Origin of the sequence: Stenotrophomonas maltophilia group sp. Smal17 (genome assembly GCF_030237045.1) — a bacterium.
Taxonomy (GTDB): Bacteria; Pseudomonadota; Gammaproteobacteria; order Xanthomonadales; family Xanthomonadaceae; genus Stenotrophomonas; species Stenotrophomonas forensis.
In genome coordinates this window covers 1-19,156 of record NZ_JASJSU010000028.1, presented here as the reverse complement: position 1 = coordinate 19,156, position 19,156 = coordinate 1, and the positions used below count along the sequence as shown (strand labels likewise).

15 protein-coding genes are annotated in these 19,156 nt (G+C 69.2%); 4 read left to right on the top strand and 11 right to left on the bottom strand.

The features are described 5' to 3' along the window. The first annotated feature begins 120 nt into the window (after window positions 1-120). Window positions 121-666 carry a glutathione peroxidase gene (locus QRO93_RS09760; protein WP_053451205.1) on the top strand — a complete coding sequence of 182 codons (546 nt, stop codon included), beginning with the start codon at window positions 121-123 and terminating at the stop codon, window positions 664-666. A 99-nt stretch (window positions 667-765) separates the two neighbouring features. Here QRO93_RS09760 and QRO93_RS09755 read toward each other — a convergent pair whose 3' ends face one another. From QRO93_RS09755 to QRO93_RS09730, 6 genes are read right to left on the bottom strand one after another with little or no spacing between them, the layout of a single operon-like run. Then, window positions 766-1,782, bottom strand: a complete 1,017-nt coding sequence (locus tag QRO93_RS09755) for a VacJ family lipoprotein (RefSeq protein WP_164086820.1) — start codon at window positions 1,780-1,782, stop codon at window positions 766-768. 1 nt (window position 1,783) lies between these two features. Further along, entirely contained in the window at window positions 1,784-2,095 is a 312-nt protein-coding gene (locus QRO93_RS09750) for a lipid asymmetry maintenance protein MlaB (protein ID WP_008266246.1), read from the bottom strand. Beyond that, the gene (locus tag QRO93_RS09745) at window positions 2,085-2,747 is read right to left on the bottom strand and encodes a phospholipid-binding protein MlaC (RefSeq protein WP_180878530.1); all 663 of its coding nucleotides are present in this window, start codon (window positions 2,745-2,747) and stop codon (window positions 2,085-2,087) included. Before QRO93_RS09745 ends, QRO93_RS09750 begins: the two co-directional genes overlap by 11 nt. Further along, window positions 2,744-3,268 (bottom strand): outer membrane lipid asymmetry maintenance protein MlaD, encoded by a 525-nt coding sequence (mlaD, locus tag QRO93_RS09740; protein ID WP_014039020.1) that lies wholly within the window; start codon window positions 3,266-3,268, stop codon window positions 2,744-2,746. Before mlaD ends, QRO93_RS09745 begins: the two co-directional genes overlap by 4 nt. 59 nt (window positions 3,269-3,327) lie before the next feature. Beyond that, window positions 3,328-4,077: an MlaE family lipid ABC transporter permease subunit gene (locus tag QRO93_RS09735; RefSeq protein WP_005414955.1), complete on the bottom strand. Its 750-nt coding sequence runs from the start codon at window positions 4,075-4,077 to the stop codon at window positions 3,328-3,330. After that, a complete protein-coding gene (locus QRO93_RS09730) occupies window positions 4,077-4,865 on the bottom strand; it encodes an ABC transporter ATP-binding protein (RefSeq protein WP_053451203.1) in 789 nt (262 codons plus the stop codon). The genes QRO93_RS09735 and QRO93_RS09730 overlap by 1 nt, the downstream gene beginning before the upstream one ends. Window positions 4,866-5,054: 189 nt before the next feature. Between QRO93_RS09730 and recC the strand changes: the two genes are divergently transcribed. From recC to recD, 3 genes are read left to right on the top strand one after another with little or no spacing between them, the layout of a single operon-like run. After that, window positions 5,055-8,402 (top strand): exodeoxyribonuclease V subunit gamma, encoded by a 3,348-nt coding sequence (recC, locus tag QRO93_RS09725; protein ID WP_180878529.1) that lies wholly within the window; start codon window positions 5,055-5,057, stop codon window positions 8,400-8,402. Continuing rightward, on the top strand, window positions 8,399-12,079 hold the full coding sequence (recB, locus tag QRO93_RS09720) for an exodeoxyribonuclease V subunit beta (RefSeq protein ID WP_180878528.1): 3,681 nt from the start codon (window positions 8,399-8,401) through the stop codon (window positions 12,077-12,079). The genes recC and recB overlap by 4 nt, the downstream gene beginning before the upstream one ends. Next, on the top strand, window positions 12,076-13,956 hold the full coding sequence (gene recD, locus QRO93_RS09715) for an exodeoxyribonuclease V subunit alpha (protein ID WP_180878527.1): 1,881 nt from the start codon (window positions 12,076-12,078) through the stop codon (window positions 13,954-13,956). The genes recB and recD overlap by 4 nt, the downstream gene beginning before the upstream one ends. 110 nt (window positions 13,957-14,066) lie before the next feature. Here recD and QRO93_RS09710 read toward each other — a convergent pair whose 3' ends face one another. The 5 genes from QRO93_RS09710 to QRO93_RS09690 form a co-directional block, all read right to left on the bottom strand. Then, window positions 14,067-14,462 carry a hypothetical protein gene (locus QRO93_RS09710; RefSeq protein ID WP_180878526.1) on the bottom strand — a complete coding sequence of 132 codons (396 nt, stop codon included), beginning with the start codon at window positions 14,460-14,462 and terminating at the stop codon, window positions 14,067-14,069. A 61-nt stretch (window positions 14,463-14,523) separates the two neighbouring features. Further along, entirely contained in the window at window positions 14,524-16,563 is a 2,040-nt protein-coding gene (locus QRO93_RS09705; RefSeq protein WP_285304132.1) for an FUSC family protein, read from the bottom strand. 3 nt (window positions 16,564-16,566) lie between these two features. After that, window positions 16,567-18,027, bottom strand: a complete 1,461-nt coding sequence (locus QRO93_RS09700; protein WP_180878524.1) for an efflux transporter outer membrane subunit — start codon at window positions 18,025-18,027, stop codon at window positions 16,567-16,569. Further along, window positions 18,024-18,941 carry an HlyD family secretion protein gene (locus tag QRO93_RS09695; protein WP_053508192.1) on the bottom strand — a complete coding sequence of 306 codons (918 nt, stop codon included), beginning with the start codon at window positions 18,939-18,941 and terminating at the stop codon, window positions 18,024-18,026. The genes QRO93_RS09700 and QRO93_RS09695 overlap by 4 nt, the downstream gene beginning before the upstream one ends. Beyond that, entirely contained in the window at window positions 18,938-19,147 is a 210-nt protein-coding gene (locus QRO93_RS09690) for a DUF1656 domain-containing protein (protein ID WP_025875651.1), read from the bottom strand. Before QRO93_RS09690 ends, QRO93_RS09695 begins: the two co-directional genes overlap by 4 nt. Between the last annotated feature and the right edge of the window lie 9 nt (window positions 19,148-19,156).

Here is a 19,156-nt window from a genome sequence, read left to right as displayed (position 1 = left end):
GCCGGCAACCGCATGAACCGCTGGGAACGATCGCAGCATTGCCGGCCGGCGGCCGCCACTACCGGCATCGCACGGCGCTATGCTGGTGGGCCATTCCCCGCTGTAGCCGGAGCCCCCCGCGTGAGCACTTCGATCCAGGACATTTCCCTCACCACCATCGACGGCCAGCCGTCCTCGCTTGCCGACTACCGGGGCAAGGTGCTGCTGCTGGTCAACGTCGCCTCCAAGTGCGGCCTGACCCCGCAGTACGAAGGCCTGCAGGCGCTGTATGCGGAAAAGCATGCACAGGGCCTGGAAGTGCTGGGCTTCCCGGCCAACAACTTCCTCGGCCAGGAGCCGGGCAGCGAGGCGGAAATCCAGCAGTTCTGCCAGCTCACCTACGATGTCAGCTTCCCGATGTTCTCCAAGATCAGCGTGGCCGGCGACGACGCCCACCCGCTGTACCAGCAGCTGACCGCCGCACAGCCGCAGTCGATCGGTGAAGGCCCGTTGCGCGAGCGCCTGGCCAGCAAGGAGATTCCGATTCATCCGGCACCGGCGGTGCTGTGGAACTTCGAGAAATTCCTGGTCGGCCGCGACGGCAAGGTCGTCGCGCGTTTCGCCCCGGACGTGGCCGCCGACGATGCGCGCCTGCGCGAGGCCATCGAGGCGGCGCTGGCGGCCTGAGGAAGCGTGCCAACCAAGGTTGGCACCTACCGGAAAGAAACGTCGCCGGAAAAGAAAAACCCCGCCGAGGCGGGGTTTCTCATGCGCCGATGAAACGACTCAGTGGGTCCACTGCGGCATCGGCATTGCATCGACCGGGATCGGCGAATTGGCATCGTCGTGGCCACGGTCGCGCTTGCTGCGCAGGTCGTTCTCGATCTGGTAGTTGCGGCGCTGCATCCACGCATCGCGGACCAGCGAGTACTCGTCCACCGCGGTGTCGCGCAGGTCGTCGATCGCCAGCAGCTGCGCGCGGGTGTCGACCAGCTGCAGGCCCTGCAGGCCGATGCGGACCTTGTCTTCTTCGATGCGGCGGATCGGCGACAGCGGGATGTCACCGGCCAGGCCGAACACATCACGCACGGTACGCGGGCCGAAGAACGGCAGTTCCACGTACCGCGAGCGACGCCAGCCCCACACGCCCAGGGTCTGGCCGAAGTCTTCATTGCGACGCGGCACCATCGCCTTGCTGGCCGGATCGAACAGGCCGCCGATACCCAGCGTGCTGTTCATCAGGAAGCGGCCCAGGCTGTCCCATGCATCGGCCCCGCGGCCCTGCAGCAGCTGGTTGGTGATGGTCACCGGCGCACGCAGGTTGCTGAAGAAGTTGCTGACGCCGGTACGGGCGAAGCGCGGCACCACATGGGTATAGGCGGTCGCCAGCGGACGGGCGATGCCGCGGTCGACCGCGTTGTTGAAGGTATGCACCTTGCGGTTGAACGGTTCCCACGGATCGTAGGCCGCCGCGTTGGTGGTATTGCCGGCGCCGCCATAGAGGGCGTCGAAATCATCGTCGCCGCCGGGTGCGGTGGCTGCTGCGGTGTTCGCTGCATTGCCATCAACGGGCGCCGCCGGAGTGGCCGGCGATGGTGCCGTGGCAACCGGCGCCTGCGCCGCCGGAGCGGCCACGGCAGGGTCGACCGTTCCGCCATCGGCAACTGCAGCGGGGGCTTCGGCAGCGGCATTGGCCGGAACCACAGTGCTGGCCGCCGGTGCATCACTGCGTGCGGGCTTGCCGGCGCAGGCGGTCAGGGCGGTGGCCAGGACGATCAGGGGGAGAGTGCGTACGACGTTCATGTCAGCTCGCAGCAGAAGTAGCGTTGAAATCCAGGTCGGGCGACAGCCGGTAGGCCGCGCTCAGCTCGTTGTAGCCGGCCGGCGCGCCGGAGATCGCCAGCGGGTGGCCGGCTTTGCGTGCACGTGCCGCCAGTTCGGCCAGCAGGGCCAGGCCGGCGCTGTCCACGCGCTCGACCTCGCCCAGCTCCAGCCGTGCCAGCTGGGCGGGCAGCGCCTGCAGCTGCGGCCACAGTGCGATCACTGCGGCACGATCCAGCACCCCGCGCAGGCGCAGGGTGTCGCCTTCCAGCAGTGCCAGTGCGTTACTTGCCATTGCCCGCGGGCCCGGCCTGCATGCTGCCGCTGTGCAGCTCGCTGGCCACCTGCTTGATGCCCTTCTGGCGCAGCGGGGTGTCGAACTGGTTGCGGAAGGTCTGCACGTAGGAGATGCCTTCGATGTTGACGTCGAAGATCTTCCACTGGCCGTTGACGTTGCGCATCCAGTACTCGACCGGGGTCGGCTCGCTGCCGGCACGCACCAGTTCGGTGCTGACGCGCACGCCGCGGTTGCCCGGCAGCGGGCTCTCGCCCTTCAGGCGGAAGCTCGGCTTGCCCTGGATGTTGAGCAGGGTCGAGCCGTAACGTTGCATCAGGCTGTCGGCCATGGCATCGGCGAACAGCTTGATGTCGGCATCCGAAGCGCCGCGGGCGTGCGGGCCCAGCACCAGGCGCGCGGCATAGTCGCGGTCGAAGGTGCGGTTCAGTTCGCTGTCGATGTAGCTGCGCAGGCTGGCCGGGTTGCTGCTGAACTCGCTCCGGCGCTGCTGCAGGGTGGTGAGGATGCGCGTGCTGGCATCGATCACCACCTTGCCGGCCTGGCCCTGGGTCGCGGCTGCGGCGGGGGCGGTGGCCTGGGCCTGGGCGAGGAACGGAGTAGCTGCCAGCAGCGCCGAAGCGAGCAGGGCCGGGATCAATTTCATCTTCATGGTTGCGGTTCCGTTGCAGGCGCCTGCGCGCCATCGTTGGGCTTCTGGCCAGCGCCGCCACCGGCGCCGCCACTGAACATGTACTTGCCGACCAGCTGGATCAGGTCCACGGCCGGCTGGGTGAAGACGATCTCGTCGCCGGCCTTCAGCACGTCCGGATCACCGCCCGGCTGCAGACCGATATAGCTCTCGCCGAGCAAACCACTGGTGAAGATGCCGGCCGAGGTGTCTGCCGGCAGGTCCTTGACCTTGCTGTCCATGCGCAGGGTCACGATCGATTCGAACTTCACCGGGTCCAGGTCGATCGAGGCGACCTGGCCCACGGTGACGCCGCCGATCTTCACCGGGGCCTGCTTGCGCAGCTGGCCGACCTGGGAGAAGCGTGCTTTCAGCTCGTAGCCCTGGCTTCCCCAGCTCCAGCGCTGGTTGGTCGAGGCCACGGCCAGCACCATCAGCGAGGCCAGGGCCAGCAGCAGGAAGGCGCCGACGGAGAATTCGAGTCTGGGACCGCGGATGGCCATGTGGATTACCTGATCGAGTCGTAGTGGCCGCGCGCGCCTGCGCACCGCCGGTGGAGGGGTTAGGTGAACAACATTGCCGACAACACGAAGTTGAACATCAGCACCAGCAGCGAGGCGTTGACCACCGCACGGGTGGTCGCCACCGAGGTGCCCTCGATGGTCGGCTCGGCGTGGAAACCAACGTAGGCGGCGACCAGCGCGGCGGTGCCGCCGAAGATCGCCGACTTCAGCATCGCCACGCCGAAGTCATCCCAGAAATCGACGCTGTTGCGCAGCGCCGACCAGAACACGCCGTTGTCCAGGCCCAGCACATGCACCGCTTCGAAGTAGCTGGCACTGATCGCCAGCGAGCAGAAGATGCCGGTCAGCAGCGGCACGGTCAGCACCGCCGCCCAGAAGCGCGGCGCCACCGCCTTGGCCACCGGATCGATCGCCATCAGTTCCAGCGCCTTGATCTGGTCGGTGGCTCGCATCAGGCCCAGTTCGGCGGCGATGGAACTGCCGGCGCGACCGATGAACAGCAGCGCGGTCAGCACCGGCGCCAGTTCGCGGTACAGCGACAGGCCGAGCAGGGTCGACAGCGCGTCGGCCGCACCGAAGGTGGTCAGCGTGCGGTAGCCCTGCAGGGTCAGCACCAGGCCGACGAAGGCGCCGCCGACGGCGATGATCGGCAGCGAGCGCGCGCCGATCTTGTAGATCTCGCGGGTCAGCTCGGCCAGGAAATCACGCGTGGGCAGCGAACCGCGCAGCACGGTCAGCGAGAACAGGCCGGCGCGGCCCAGCGAACGGGTGGCTTGCACGAACGGCATCAGGCAACCCTCGCGCGCGGCGCGGCATCGAACGGAATGGGGCCATCGGGCTGGCCATGCAGGAACTGCCGCAGCAGCGGATCCTGGCTGGATTGCAGCGCCTCGGGCGTGCCCTGGAACACGATGCCGCCATTGGCGATGGCGATCACCTGGTCGCAGATCGGCAGGGTCTCGTGCACGTGGTGGCTGACGATGATGCTGGTCAGGCCCAGGCTGTGGTTGAGGCGCTGGATCAGGCTCATGATCACCCCCGAGGCGATCGGGTCCAGCCCGGTCAGCGGCTCGTCGTAGATCATCAGCGGCGGGTCCAGTGCCAGCGCGCGGGCCAGTGCCACGCGGCGCGCCATGCCGCCGGACAGCTCGCGCGGCCAGGCCTCGGCGGCGGCCAGCAGGCCCACCGCGTGCAGCTTCATCTGCACCAGCCGGCGCAGCACGACCGCCGGCAGGCGGGTATGGGTGCGCAGCGGCAGCGCCACGTTCTCGGCCACGGTGAGGTCGGTCAGCAGGCCGTTGCCCTGCAGCAGCACGCCCACGCTCTTGCGCATTTCCAGCAGCGCGCTGCTGTCGTGCGGGATCGGCTTGCCGAACAGCGTGACCTCGCCGGCGACCGGGCGCAGTTCGCCGGTCAATGCCGCCAGCAGGGTCGACTTGCCGCTTCCGGATGGACCCAGCACGGCGGTGATGCTGCCCTTGGGCACCTGCAGCGACACATCGCGCAGGATCGTGCGCCCGCTCCGGTCGATGCGGACGTTGGATAACTGCACCAGACTGGAGGCGGAAGCCGACATGGGCACCATTAACGTTTTTTAGACATCGAAGGATCGGGCCCGTCGGCTGAACATAAGCAGACTGGACGGTCCAGTATTGTTGCACGACAAGGCTTGGCGCTGGCCGGGACAATCGGTGCGTACCCCGGAACAATCCGTACCGGTGGCGGGCCGACCATTGAATACTGCCTGCCGTCCTGCACACTGTGCATGATGAGTGACCCAGGCAGCGATTTCCGCCTCTACCATTCCAATTCCCTGGACGTGCTGGCCGCGCTGCTGGCGCGCAATGTGCGTGCGCCGGTCGCGGGCCAGCCGCTGTTGGCACCGGAAGTGGTGCTGATCCCGCAGGTGGCGATGCGGCGCTGGCTGCAAGCGACACTGGCCGCCGAGTTCGGTGTTGCCGCCAACCTCGAATTCCTCACCCCGGGCGAGTTCGTGGCCCGCGCGCTGAAGGCCAACGTCAGCGGCGAGCAGGACGACCTGGACGCGGCCGGCCTGCACTGGAAGCTGTACCAGGCACTGCGCGATCCGGCGCTGCTGGCACAGCCACCGATGCGCGCGCTGCAGTCCTACCTTGCCGGTGGCGACGCATTGAAGCCGTGGGCGCTGGCTGGCGAACTGGCCTCGGTGTTCGAGAAGTACCAGGCCTGGCGCCGCGACTGGCTGCTGCGCTGGGCGGCCGGTGCCGATCCGGCCGATCCGCAGGCGATCCTGTGGCGCACCATCACCCATGGCCACGACTACCGTGCGCGCCGCATCCAGGAATACCTGGACCGCTTCGAAGGGGCGGGCCAGCCGTTGCCGAAGGGCTTGCCGCTGCGCATGTCCGCGTTCGCGACGCTCAACATCTCCCCCGACGTGCTGCGGGTGATGGCCACCCAGGCACGGGTGGGCGAGCTGCATTTCTACATGCCCACGCCCGTGCAGTCGTACTGGGGCGACCTGCAGACCCTGGCCGAACGCCTTCGCAGCGGCGCGCCGGATCCGTTTGGCGAGGCCGCCGGCGAGAACCGTCTGCTCGAAGCCTGGGGCGCCGCGGGCCGCGACTTCATGGCGGTGCTGGGCAGCTACGAGGTGGTGCACCCGGCCGGTGAGATCGCCGCCTATTCCGATCCGGAAGAAGACACCCGGCCGACCCTGGACGAAGGCGGCCTGTCCGACAGCCTGCTGCATCGCCTGCAACGCGATCTGTTCCACCGTCGTGCACTGCCTTCGGGCGAACTGCGCGATGGGCTGCGCAGCGACGACCCCAGCCTGCAGGTACACGCCTGCCATACCCGCCTGCGCGAACTGCAGGTGCTGCACGACCAGCTGCGCAGCCTGCTGCAGGACGCGCGTTTCGACCCGCCGCTGCAGGCACGCGAGATCGCGGTGCTGGCGCCGGACATCGATCCCTACGTGCCGTACCTGGAAGCCGTGTTCGGTGGCCGTGGCGGCGAGGAAGAGCACATTCCCTATGCGCTGGCCGACAGCAGCCCGCTGGCCGGCGAGCCGCTGGCCGATGTGTTCGTGCATCTGTTGGGCCTGCCGGTCTCGCGCTTTGGCCTGAACGAAGTGCTGGACCTGCTGGCCAGCGCACCGCTGGCCGAAGCGGCCGGCCTGGAAGCGGTGGACTTCGACCGCCTGCATGGTTGGCTGCAGCAGGCGGGTGCGCGCTGGGGCCTGGACGCGAAGCATCGCGACCAGCACCAGGCACCGGCCGACGATGCCTACACCTGGCAGTTCGCGCTGGACCGGCTGGTGCTTGGCCATGCCACCGGCAGCGAGGCCGACCTGGCCGGCGTGGCGCCGTGGATCGAGCTGGAGGGCGGTGCGTTGGAAGCGCTGGACCGGCTGCTGCGCCTGTTGCGCGTACTGGCGGTCTACCAGCGTCGACTCGGCGAACTGCTGACCCCGGCGCAGTGGCGGCAGCGCCTGCTGTCGCTGCTGGACGCGCTGCTGCCGACCGCGCCCAGTTCGCCCAACAGCCAGCGCGCGCTGGAGCGCCTGCGCAAGCTGCTCAACCAGTTCGCCGAGGACGCTGCCAAGGCCGGCTTCAACGAAGGCGTGCCACCGGAGGTGGTGCGTGCGCACTTCGCCGGGGCACTGGGCGAGGCCGATACGCGCGCACCGTTGCTGACCGGTGGCATCAGCTTCGGCCGCATGGTGCCGATGCGCCTGCTGCCGTTCCGGGTGATCTGCGTGCTGGGCCTGAATGACGGCGATTTCCCGCGTCGCGACCCGGCCGCGGGACTCAACCAGCTCACCGCCGAACTGGATACACCGCGCCGCCGCCCGGGCGACCGCTCCACCCGCGAGGACGACCGTTTCCTGTTCCTGCAGCTGTTTGCCGCGGCGCAGGAGGTGTTCTATCTGAGCTACCTGGGTGCCGATCCACGCGATGGCAGTGTGCGCGAGCCATCAGTGTTGGTCAGTGAACTGATCGATGCCGCCGCTGCCTATCACCTGGATCCGACGATGGCGGTGCGCGACTTCACCGTGCGCCATGCCTTGCAGCCGTTCTCACCGGCGGCGTTCGGCGATGGTGATCCGCGCCGCTTCAGCTATCGCCGGCAATGGCATCCGGCGGCCGGTCGCCTCACCGGCCAGCGTGGCGGCCTGCTGCCCTGGTTCGACGCGCCGTTGCCGCCACCGCTCGACGATGCCGTGGAGGACGAGGTTGCACTTGATACCCTGCGCCGCTTCCTGTGTGACCCGGCCGGGCAGTTCCTGGCGCAGTCGCTGGGCCTGCGCCTGGCCGACGAGGTCGAAGAGGTGGATGACCTGGAGCCGCTGGTGCTGTCCTCGCGCGGCCCGGAAAAGCGCAGCGTGCAGGCGGCGGTGGTACGGGCCACGCTCAATGGCGACAGCGAGCCGCTGTATCCGCGGTTGCGCGCGCGTGGGCTGTTGCCGTCCGGTGCACTGGGTGAGCGCCAGTTCGAAGTGGAGCAGCTGAAGACCCGTCCGTATGCCAGCGCGCTGCTGGGCTGGATGCAGGGCGAACCATTGGAAAGCCGCCGGTATGAAGTCGATATCGACGGCGTGCGGCTGCATGGACGGGTGGCCGATCGGCATCCCGAAGGGCTGGTGCGCCTGCGCGCCGGCACCCTCAACGGCAATGCGGTGATCCGCCAGGGCCTGGACTGGCTGTTGGCCAACGCCGCCGGCGATGCCCTGCCGTTGGTGCAGTTCCATGATGGCGGCGATGCCGGACCCGGTCCGCATGTGCTGCCGGCGCTGAGCGTGCCTGCTGCCCGCACCGCGCTGCGTGCGCTGCTGCAGCTGCGCCAGCGTGGCCTGCGCGAGCCGCTGCGCTTCGCTCCGTATACCGGCTGGGTGCTGTACAACACGGCCGGCGAAAAACAGCGCAGCGAAGGCTGGAAGCAGTGGCATGGCAGCGACCGCAGCTGGGGTGAATCCAGCAGCGACGCCTGGCAGCTGCTGCTGCGCGGTGCCGACCCGTTCGCCACCGATGCCGGCTATGCCGATCTGCTGCGCAACAGCCAAGTGGTCTTCAGCGCGGTGCGCGAAGGCCGCACGCTGGGCGCCGAGGCAGGCCAGGAGGGCCGCGCATGAACAGCAACATCGCCGACGAGGGCATCGACGCCACCGGTCACGACCCCTATCTGGCCCTGCCGCTGGAGGGCATCCGCCTGATCGAGGCCAGCGCCGGTACCGGCAAGACCTTCACCCTGGCCACGCTGTTTACCCGCCTGGTGGTGGAGCAGGGCCTGCGCATCGGCCAGATCCTGGCGGTGACCTTCACCGACGCCGCCACCCAGGAACTGCGCAAGCGCATCCGCGAGCGGCTGGCGCTGGCCGCGCGCCTGGTCGATCTGGAACCGGCCGAGGGCGAGGCGCCGGATGTGCGCTTGACGCGCGAAGTGCTGCAGCGCCATCTGCAGGGTGACACCGAGAGCGCCGCTGCGCTGAAGCGTCGCCTGCAGGTCGCCGCCGACGAGATCGATCTGGCTTCGATCTTCACCATCCACGGCTTCTGCACCCGCGTGCTGCGCGAGCATGCGCTGGAAAGCGGCCATACCTTCGACCCGCCCGAGTTGCTGGCCAGTGACCGCGAGCTGCTGGAGGAACTCGCCGCCGACCTGTGGCGCGTGCACGCCAATGATCCGGCCACGCTGGAGCCGCTGACCTGGCTGTGGTCCACCCCGGACGCCCTGGCGGCCGATCTGCGCGCGCTGCTGGCCGCGCCGCCCTTGCACCCGTTGCCACGGCCGGTGACGCTGGCCGATCCACACCCGGCATTGCAGGCCAACGCCGCCGAACTGCAGCAGGCGCTGCGCGAGCATGGCGAGCAGTTCTTCATCGACCTCTGCGATGCGGTCGACAACAAGTGGATCAACGGCGTGTCCTACAAGCAGGGCTGGCTGCACCCGCTGGGCCGGCAACTGCTGGCCTGGGCCGAGCGCGCCGATCCGCGCGAGCTGCTGGCCAACGAGCGCCTGCCGGCGCTGCTGCCGGAGGCGCTGGCCGCCAAGACCAACAAGAAATTCGCCGAGCGCACGCCGTCGTCGCCATTGCAGGCGCCGTTGGCGCGCCATGTCGCGCTGCTGGCCGAGCGTGATGCCTGGCTGCGTGCCACCGCGCTGAACTTCCTGCACCGCCTGCGCGACGAAGCCACCCAGCGCCTGCAGGCGCTGAAGCGCACGCGCCGGGTGCAGACCTACGACGACCTGATCGATGGCGTGGCACTGGCCCTGGAAGGGCCGCAGCGCATGGCGCTGGTCAGGCAGCTGCGCGCGCAGTACCGCATCGCGCTGGTCGATGAGTTCCAGGATACCGACGACCGCCAGTGGGGCATCTTCCACACCGTGTTCGGCGATTCGCCGGAGGTGCGCGAGCTGGGCCTGGCGCCGGCGCTGTTCCTGATCGGCGATCCCAAGCAGGCGATCTACGGTTTCCGCGGTGGCGACATCCATACCTACCTGACGGCCAAGCAGGTGGCGCAGCAGGCGCCGGTGCTGGACCAGAACTTCCGTTCACGCCCGGCCGTGCTGCGTGCCCTGCAGGCGCTGTACGACAACGGCGGCGAAGACGCGTTCCTCGAGCGCGACATCCAGTTCGAACCGGTGCGCCCCGGTGGCGTGCGCATCGACGCGGACTACCTGCGCGACGGCCGCGCCGCCGTGGCACTGACCCTGCGCGTGCTGCGCAGTGGCGGCGACAAGGCGATGAGTGCCGACGCCTCGCGTGATGCAGCGACCCAGGCCTGCGTGGCCGCGATCCACCAGACCCTGGTCGATGCGCGCGCCGGTAACGCCGTGTTGCGCGGGCGCCCCGTGCAGCCGGGCGACATCGCGGTACTGGTGCGCTCGCATCGCGAGGCCACCCTTGTACAGCGCGCGCTGGCAGCGGTCGGTATTCCTGCCGTGGCGGCGGGCAAGCAGAGCCTGTTCGCCACCAGCGAGGCACGTGATCTGCGCGCACTGCTGCTGGCACTGCTGCAACCGGCCGATGAAGGACGCCTGCGTGCGGCGCTGGCGACCGTGCTGCTTGGCCAGCGGGCGAGTGCGATCGCGGCGATGGAACGCGAGGGCGACCTGCAACGTGGGTTCCAGGCGCAATTGTTGCACTGGCGCGAGCGCTGGCAGCGCGGTGGACCGTTCGCGGTGATCGCCGATGTCTGTGCCGAACAGGGCGAACGCCTGCTGGCGCTGATCGATGGCGAGCGTCGCCTGACCAACTACCTGCAGCTGGGCGAACTGCTGCAGGAAGCCTCGGCGCAGGCGCTGGGCATGCATGGCCTGCTGGACTGGCTGCAGGGCCAGATGGCCAGCGCCGACCAGGATGACGAGCAGCAGCTGCTGCGCCTGGAATCGGATGCACGCCGCGTGCAGATCATCACCCTGCACAAGAGCAAGGGCCTGGAATACCCGCTGGTGTTCCTGCCGTTCGTCGGCATCGACGGCGGCGCACCGAACACCGCTTCGCACTGTACCGTGCACGTGGGTGGGCAGCGCCAGCTGCACTGGAAGCTGGACAAGGACGAGGCCTGGGAAACGGCCAGCGCCCAGCGTGAGCGTGAGCAGCGCGCCGAGGACGCGCGCCTGCTGTATGTCGGCCTGACCCGCGCCGAGCACGCGCTGTGGATTGCCGTGGGCGATCTGGCCGGGCTGGCAAAGACGCGGCTGGCGCCGCTGCTGGGTGACCTGCAGGCGCTGCGCGCGCATGCCGATGTGCACATCGATGACAGTGAGGCACCGGCCGCACTGCCGCAGCTGGCGGCCGAAGTGGAAGGTGAGCTGCCGGCCGTGCGTGCACTGACCCGGCGCGTGCCGCACGACTGGTGGGTCTACAGCTTCACCCAGCTGGCGCACGCCGATGCCGGTGCCGGCAGTGATATCGAAGCCGCCGCCACCGAGCTGCCGGCGCCCGCCGCCGACGAACCGGTGGGCCCGGAACTGCCGCTGGAACCGGCGCTGCCGGAACCCGCCGCGGCCGCCGAGGACAGCACACCGGTCGATCCGCGCTTCATGGGCAGTCGCTTCGGTAACGTGCTGCACGAAGCGATGGAGAACGTCGACTTCGCCGCCTGGGGTGGCTGGCGACCGGGCCTGGAAGCCCCTGAAGGCCAGGCCGAGGTACTGCGCAAGGCGCTGCACGACGAGGGCTACGCTGACGCCGACCTTGCGGATGGCGTGGCCGTACTGGTGCCGCTGGTCGGTCACACGCTGACCGTGCCGCTGCCGGAGGGCGGTGCGCTGCACAGCCTGGATGAAGGCGAGCGCCGTGCGGAAATCGACTTCCATTTCGCCATCGAGCCGACCGCGGTGCCGGCGCTGCTGCAGGTGCTGCACGCACATGGGGTTTCCAGCGCGCGCCGCGGTTTTGGCCAGCGCCGCCGCCTGGAAGGGCTGATGACCGGCATGATCGACCTCACCTACGTGCGCGATGGGCGCTGGTACGTGCTCGACTACAAGTCCAACCGCCTGCCCGGCTACAGCCCGGACCTGCTGGCCATTGCCATGCGCCACAGCGAGTACGACCTGCAGGCGCTGATCTATACGGTGGCGCTGCATCGCTGGCTGCGTTTCCGGCTGGGTGCGGCCTACGACTACGAGCGCGACATGGGCGGCATCCGCTACCTGTTCTGCCGCGGCCTGGATGCCGCCGGCAACGGCGTGCATGTGGACCGCTTCCCGCTGGCGCTGGTCGATGCCCTCGATGCGTTGTTCGCCGGTGGCGAACAGGCCCAGGCCGAACTGGCCGCACGTGCCCGTGGAGCCAGCGCATGAGCCTGCTGAAGGAACTGCACCAGAAGGGCCAGCTGCGCACCCTCGACCATGCGTTGGCGACCAGCCTGCAACGACTGCGCGACGACACGCCCGAGAGCGTGGCGCTGGCGGCCGCGTTGGCCTCGCTGGCGGTATCGCAAGGCCATGCCGCGTTCGACCCCGCGCAACCGCAGCGGTTGCTGGAAGGCGTCCCCGAGTGGCCTGCCGCGCAGGACTGGCTGGCGCAGCTGCGTGCGTCGCCGTGGGTGGCGACGCCGGAGCAGGCCGATGCCATCGCCGAGGATGCGCCGCTGGTGCTGGAAAACGGATTGCTCTACCTGCGCCGCTACCGCGAGTACGAACGCCAGTTGGCCGCCGGCCTGCAACGCATTGGCCGGCATCCGCTGCCGGCGCCGGACATGGCAGCGCTGGCACCACTGTTCGCGCATCTGTTCCCGCAGGCGTCCGGCAGCGAAGATCACCAGGCGCGCGCGGCCGGCGTGACCCTGCGCCATCCGCTGGCGCTGGTCACAGGCGGCCCCGGTACCGGCAAGACCACCACCATCGCGCGCCTGTTGCTGCTGCTGGCCGCACAGGCCCGGCAGGCCGGCCAGCCGGCGCCCGAGGTCGCGCTGGCCGCGCCCACCGGTCGCGCCGCCGAGCGCATGGCCGAGAGCCTGCGCGTCGCCGTGCAACGCCTGCAGGAACAAGGGCTGGACCCGGCGCTGTGCGCGGCATTGCCCAGTACCGGCACCACCCTGCATCGCCTGCTCGGGGTGATTCCCGATTCACCGCGTTTCCGCCACCACGCCGACAATCCGCTGCCGGTGGACGTGGTGGTGGTCGACGAAGCCTCGATGATCGATCTGCCGATGATGGCCAAGCTGGTCGATGCGATCGCCAGTGGCACCCGGTTGATCCTGCTTGGCGACCCCGACCAGCTGCCGTCGGTGGAAGCCGGCGACGTGCTCAGCGCGATCCTGCGTGCCAGCGGCGATGGCATCGGCACCCGTGCCGACGATGCGCAGGCGTTGCATGGCCTGCTGGCGCCGGCCACGTTGCAGCCGCAGGCCACACCACGCGCTTTTGCCGGGCGCCGCGTGCAGCTGCAGCGCGGTTACCGGCAGAGTGATGCACTGGACCTGGCACCGCTGGCGCATGCCGTGCGCGAAGGCGACAGCAGCGCCGCATTGCAGCTGCTGCGCAGCGGTGAACTGGCGGGCGTGCACTTCCACGAAGGCGAAGCCGATCCGTTGCGTGGCCAGCGTGAGCACCTGCTGGGCCACTGGCGTGCGCTGGCGGATGCCGCCGATCCGATACTGGCCCTGCAGCAGGCCGGACGCCTGCGCGTGCTGACCGCACTGCGCGAAGGCCCGCAGGGCGCACGCGGGCTCAACAGCCGCATCGAACAACTGCTGGCCGGCAATACACCGGGCTATTTCCAGGGCCGGCTGCTGCTGGTCACCGAGAACAGCTACCGTCATCGCCTGTTCAATGGCGATATCGGCATCTGCCTGCGCGATGGCAGCGGCGCGATGGTGGCCTGGTTCCCCGGCGACACCGTCGACCAGCCACGCGCCTTCCACCCGGCCGCACTGCCCGCGCACGAAAGCGCCTTCGCGATGACCGTGCACAAGGCGCAGGGTTCGGAGTTCGACGAAGTGTGGTTGCAGCTGCCGCGCCAGGACAGCCGCGTGCTGTCGCGCGAACTGGTCTACACCGGCCTGACCCGTGCCCGCCAGGTCCTGCACGTGGCCGGCAGCGCCGACGTGCTGCAGGCCGCGCTGAAGCGCCACGCCAGCCGGCTGGGTGGGTTGGCCTGGCGGCTGGGTGCGGAAGCGGTGGCCGAAGCACCGGCGCGTATCAAACAGCCCATGGTGCAGGGCACGCTGTTCTGACGCGGGCGCGATGCGCTTCCTGTAGAGCCGAGCCATGCTCGGCTGATGGACCCTGGAGTCGAGCATGGCTCGACTCTACAGAAGCGCGCTTCGATCGTTTCGGCATGGATCTACGCGATCAGGACCAAGCCATCGGGGAACACGATCGCCGCTTCATCGGCGCTCACATCAAAGAAGCCCACGCCGTGCTTCTCGGCCAGATCCTGCACCCGGCCATGCGCATGCTCGGCCACCGTGTACGCGAACGCGCCGTAGATCACCTGACTACCGATGCTGTACTCGGTCACCTCGGCACGGTCGTCATCGTCATTGCTCAACGGCCCGTTCATTGGCGGGAATTCCTGTGCCATCTCCGCGAACCACGCCTGCAGTGCCGGGCTGCTGACCGCCGGGTCATCGTACTCGTGCCGCTCGTTCCACTGCGTCTGCTTCTCGAACCAGGCGATGAAAGCCGCGGCCTCGCGCGGGGCGGCACTCGCCTCGAAGACCATCATGTCGTAACTCATTGAACCGTCCTGTTGCCATGGCGAAAGGCCGCCGGGAATGGGCCGGCGCTGCCGGGCATTATCAAGCCGATGCAACGCCGGCGTCCGCCCACCCTGGCGCCAATGCCTTCGCCTCCGGGAACAGCGCGAAGCGCAGGCCGATCAGGCCCATCAGCGCCTCGTCGCGGGCCTTGCAGGCCGCCACGCTGCCAACCCGGCCCAGCGAGGTATCCAGCCGCTCGCGCAGCGCCTCGGCCGCCACCATCGGCCTGCGCGCGGCAATCTGCCGCCGGTAGTGCGCGGCGATCTCCTCCAGGATGTGTTCGACCGCTTCGCGGCTGCGCTCGGGCAGTTCCAGGCGGGCGCGGCGCAGCTGCAGGATGTTCAGGCCGATGCGTGCCTCGTTGAGCATGTCCACCGATGCGATGTCGCTGCCCTCCGGTGTCGCCGCCAGGCGCGGTGCGAGCAGGCCCAGCAGGTCGAGCATGCGCGCGGCAAAGCGCTGGCGGTCCTGCTGGCCGCGGCCTTCGGCGGCTTCGGCCAGCGTAGTCCAGCCCTGCCGCACCAGCCGGCGTGCGGTCCACTCGGCACCCACCGAACGGAACAGGCGGGTCATCACCACCGCAAAGCCAATGCCGATGAACATCGCGATCGACGAATTGAGGAAGGTCTGGATGTTGGCGCTGTAGGTGTTCTGCAGGCTCAGCAGCGCGGCCAGGTTCACCGTCAGCGGCAGTGCGAACAGCGCGCTCTTCGGGTGATGCAGCATCAGCCCCAGTGGCAGGAACACCACCGCCAGCACCAGCGCCAGCAGGCCGAAGTCATGTACGGCCGGGAACACGCCGAACAGGTACACGCCGGCCACCACCGAAGCGACCATCGCCCACACCAGGAACGACACCATGCTCGGCGCCGGATCATCCTGCGCGGCGAAGAACGCGGCGGTCACCGCGGCCATCATTGCGCCGTTGCCGCCGCCTTCCCAGCCCAGTGCGATCCACAGCACGCAGTAGCTCATCAGCGCCACGCCGGCACTGAGCGCGGAGAACAGCGCCATGCCGTAGTCGACGTGCTTGTCAGCGGCCACCCGTTCGGTGCGGATGCGGTAGTGCGCGCGGTCCAGCGGTGCGGTGCCATGATCGATCGCATGCTGCAGCGTGCGGCAGTCCTGCCACAGGTCCACCAGTTCCTCCAGGTGCAGCAGCAGGCTGGCCAGCTGCAGGTGCTGCAGATCGCGGTCCACCTGCGGTTTCAGCGCACTGATGCGCGCGCGCAGGCGGGCGTACTCGCTGGCGCTGGTCGGCCCGTCCAGCCAGTCGTGGAGGTCGTCGATCAGTTCCGGCAGGCCCTCCGGCAGCGCCTGGCCATCGCTGCGCAGCGCACTCAACCGATCGGCGATCGACGACAGCACCGGCAACAGCAGCAGCATGCGCTCACGCAGGCGCTCCATCGACACCGCCGAACCGGCATGGCGCGGATCATCGCGGCGCAGGAATTCAATCAACGCCTCGAACTGCACCAGGTCGGCGGCCAACCGGTTGCGTGGCGCGTGCGCGCGGCCGCGTTCAAGAATCTGCCGGCACCACTGCGCGGCGTCCTCCATCCAGGTGCCGATGCGTGCACGCAGCATCGGCCGCACCGGGGCCGGGAACAGCAGCGAAGCAAACAGCACTGCCACCACCGTGCCGAGGATGATCTCCTCGCTGCGCGCCACCACGGTGTCGAAGATGGTCTCCGGCGAGGTCACTGCCGGGAAGCCGATGAAGGCGGTGGTGTAGCCGGCCAGCAGGAACGCGTAGCCGCGCGGACCGCGGTTGAGCAGCGCCATGAACAGGCAGCCGGCCAGCCAGATCGACATCGCCGCGCTCAGCACCAGCGGAGTCTCCACCAGCGCCGGCAGCACCAGCAGGGTGGCCAGGCCGGCCACCAGCGTGCCGACGATGCGATACACGCCCTTGGCCCGGGTGGGGCCCAGCAGCGGCTGGCTGACGATGTACACCGTGCCCATCGCCCAGTACGGGCGCGACAGGTTGCCGGCCATGGCGATGTACAGCGCGGCCACCGCGGCCAGGTAGGTCTTGATCGAGAACAGCCAGGCCTGGCGGTCGGTCAGCGCGTTCATGGCTTACTTCGTGGCAGTCGTGGTGGCGGCCGGGGTGGCACTGGCCTGCCAACCGCCACCCAGCACCAGGAACAGGTGGATCTGGTCGCGCGACACCTGCGCTTCGGCCGCGGCCAGGGTGGCATCGCTGGTGGCCAGGCTGCGGTCGGCATCCAGGCTGGACAGGTACGGCGTGCGGCCACCCTGGTACAGCCGGCGGTTCTGTTCGGCGGCCAGCGCGGCCTGTTCCTGCGCGGTGCGCAGCGACTGCAGCCGGCGCAGGTCCTGCGCGTAGCGGTCCAGCGCGGTCTGGGTCTCGCGCAGCGCCTGCAGCACGGTGTGGTCGAACTCGGCCAGCGCCGCATCGGCACCGGCTTCGGCGGCGTGAATGCGTGCGTGGGTGCCGGACGACGGCAACGTCCACGAGATCAGCGGACCGATCGACCACTGCTGGGTCATCGGCGTGCCGAAGTCTTCCAGCAGGCCGGCGGCACCGAGCGAGGCACCGAGGCGGATATCCGGGTACAGCTCGGCGGTGGCCACGCCAATCCGCGCGGTGGCCGAGGCCAGCTTGCGCTCGGCCTGGCGCACGTCCGGGCGACGCTGCAGCAGCGCACGACCATCGCCCACCGGCAACGGCTGGGCCAGGGCGGGGGCGTGCGCGCAGTCGATCACGCCGGCCGGCAGCTGGCCCGGGGTCTGCCCGAGCAGCGCGGCCAGCGAATAGGCGGCCGCCGAACGCTGCGCATGCAGCGGCGACAGTGCAGCTTCCAGCACCGCCACCTGGGCATTGGCGCGGGCCAGCTCCGGCGGCGTGCCACGACCGGCATCGATCAAGCGCTGGGTGACCGAACGGCTGCGCTGCTGCAGTTGCAGCGAATGCTCGGCCACATGCAGCTCGTGGTTGGCATGGCAGATTTCCAGGTAGCTGTCGGCCACCTGCGCAACCACGCTGACCTGGGCCAGGTCGCGTGCCGCTGCCACAGACTGTTCGTCGGCGCGCGCCGCTTCGGCACCGCGCTTGAGCTTGCCGAACAGGTCGAACTGGTAGCTGACCGCGAACTTGCCGTCGGCCAGGTTGATCACCGGCAGCTCGTGTTCCTGCAGGAACGATTCGGCCGACAGCTGCGCGCGGCTGACGCCGGCCTCGGCCTCGTACTCGAAGCCACCGGCGTCCAGCGCCTGCTCGTATACGGCGGCGGCACGGCGCAGATGCGCATCGGCGGCCTTAAGTTCCACGTTGTCGCGCAGCGCCTGGGTGATCAGCCCGTCCAGCACCGGGTCGTTGTACAGCGACCACCAGCGGTCGGGCAGCGCCTGGTTGGCGGCCACCTGCGGGTTCTGGGTGTCAATGAAGGCCGCATTGGCCTGCGGGCGCTTGAACGCCGAGTCTTCCGGCAGGGCGTAGTCGGGACCGACGGTCCTGCACGCGGCCAGGCTGGCCAGCGCGACGATCAGGCCGAGACGGGGCAGGGTGGTGTTCACAGGCCCGCCTGTGTCGGCGCGGTGCCGGCCTTGCCTGCGTGCTTCGTGCTGCTGGTCTGGACGGTCACCGTGGCGGTGCGGCCGGCGATCAGTTCCACGCCCTTGGGCACCTCGTCGATGCTGATGCGCACCGGGATACGCTGCGCCAGCCGCACCCAGTCGAAGGCCGGGGTCACGTTCGGCAGCAGGCTGCTGCCGTTGCTGCGGTAGCGGTCCTCGATGCCGGCAGCGATGCTCTCGACATGGCCGCGCAGCGGCACGGATTCGCCCATCAGGCGGATGTCGACGCTCTGCCCCGGCGCCACGCCGCGCAGGCGGGTTTCCTCGAAGTAGCCATCGATGCGGAACGAACCGGTATCCAGCAGCGCCAGTACCGGCTTGCCGGCCACCACGTAGTCGCCCACGCGCAGGGTGCGGTCGTTGACCCGGCCATCGGCCGGTGCGCGCACCTCGGTGCGGCCCAGGTTGAGTTCGGCCAGGTCGACTGCGGCCTGTGCGGTGGCCAGCGCGGCCTGTGCAGCCTGCAGCTTGGCGCGGCGCACTTCGGCGTCCTCGGCGGCGACCAGGTCCTGCAGGCTGCGGTCGCGGCCGATCTCGCGGCGCAGCTGCGCCACCGAGGCCTGGCGCTCGGCCAGGCTGGCCTTGGCCTGCTCCAGTGCGATGCGGTAGCGCGCGCGGTCGACCACGAACAACAGGTCGCCCTTCTTCACTGCCTGGTTGTCGGCCACGTCCACCGTTTCCACCAGCCCGGACACATCCGGCGCCATCTGCACCACGTCGGCGCCGACATGGGCGTCGCGGGTCCACGGCTCATCCATGTAATAGACCCACAGCTGGCGCAGCACCAGCAGGGCCACGATCACGGCTGCGCTGGTGAGCAGCACCGGCAGGGTCTTCTTCACGATCTTGTTCACGATTGCATCCAACGCAGGAGGTGGAACAGCAGGCCAAGCACGATCCCGTACAGCGCCAGGTTGAACAGCGCCGGGTGCCATACATGGCGGTAGGCGCCGGCACGCTGCAGCAGCGCGTGCAGGCCGCTGTTGACCAGATAGGCCAACACCATCAACCCGAGCAGGGTCGGGACGAACACTCCGTGGAGACTGAATTCACCGGGCATCGGTAGGGG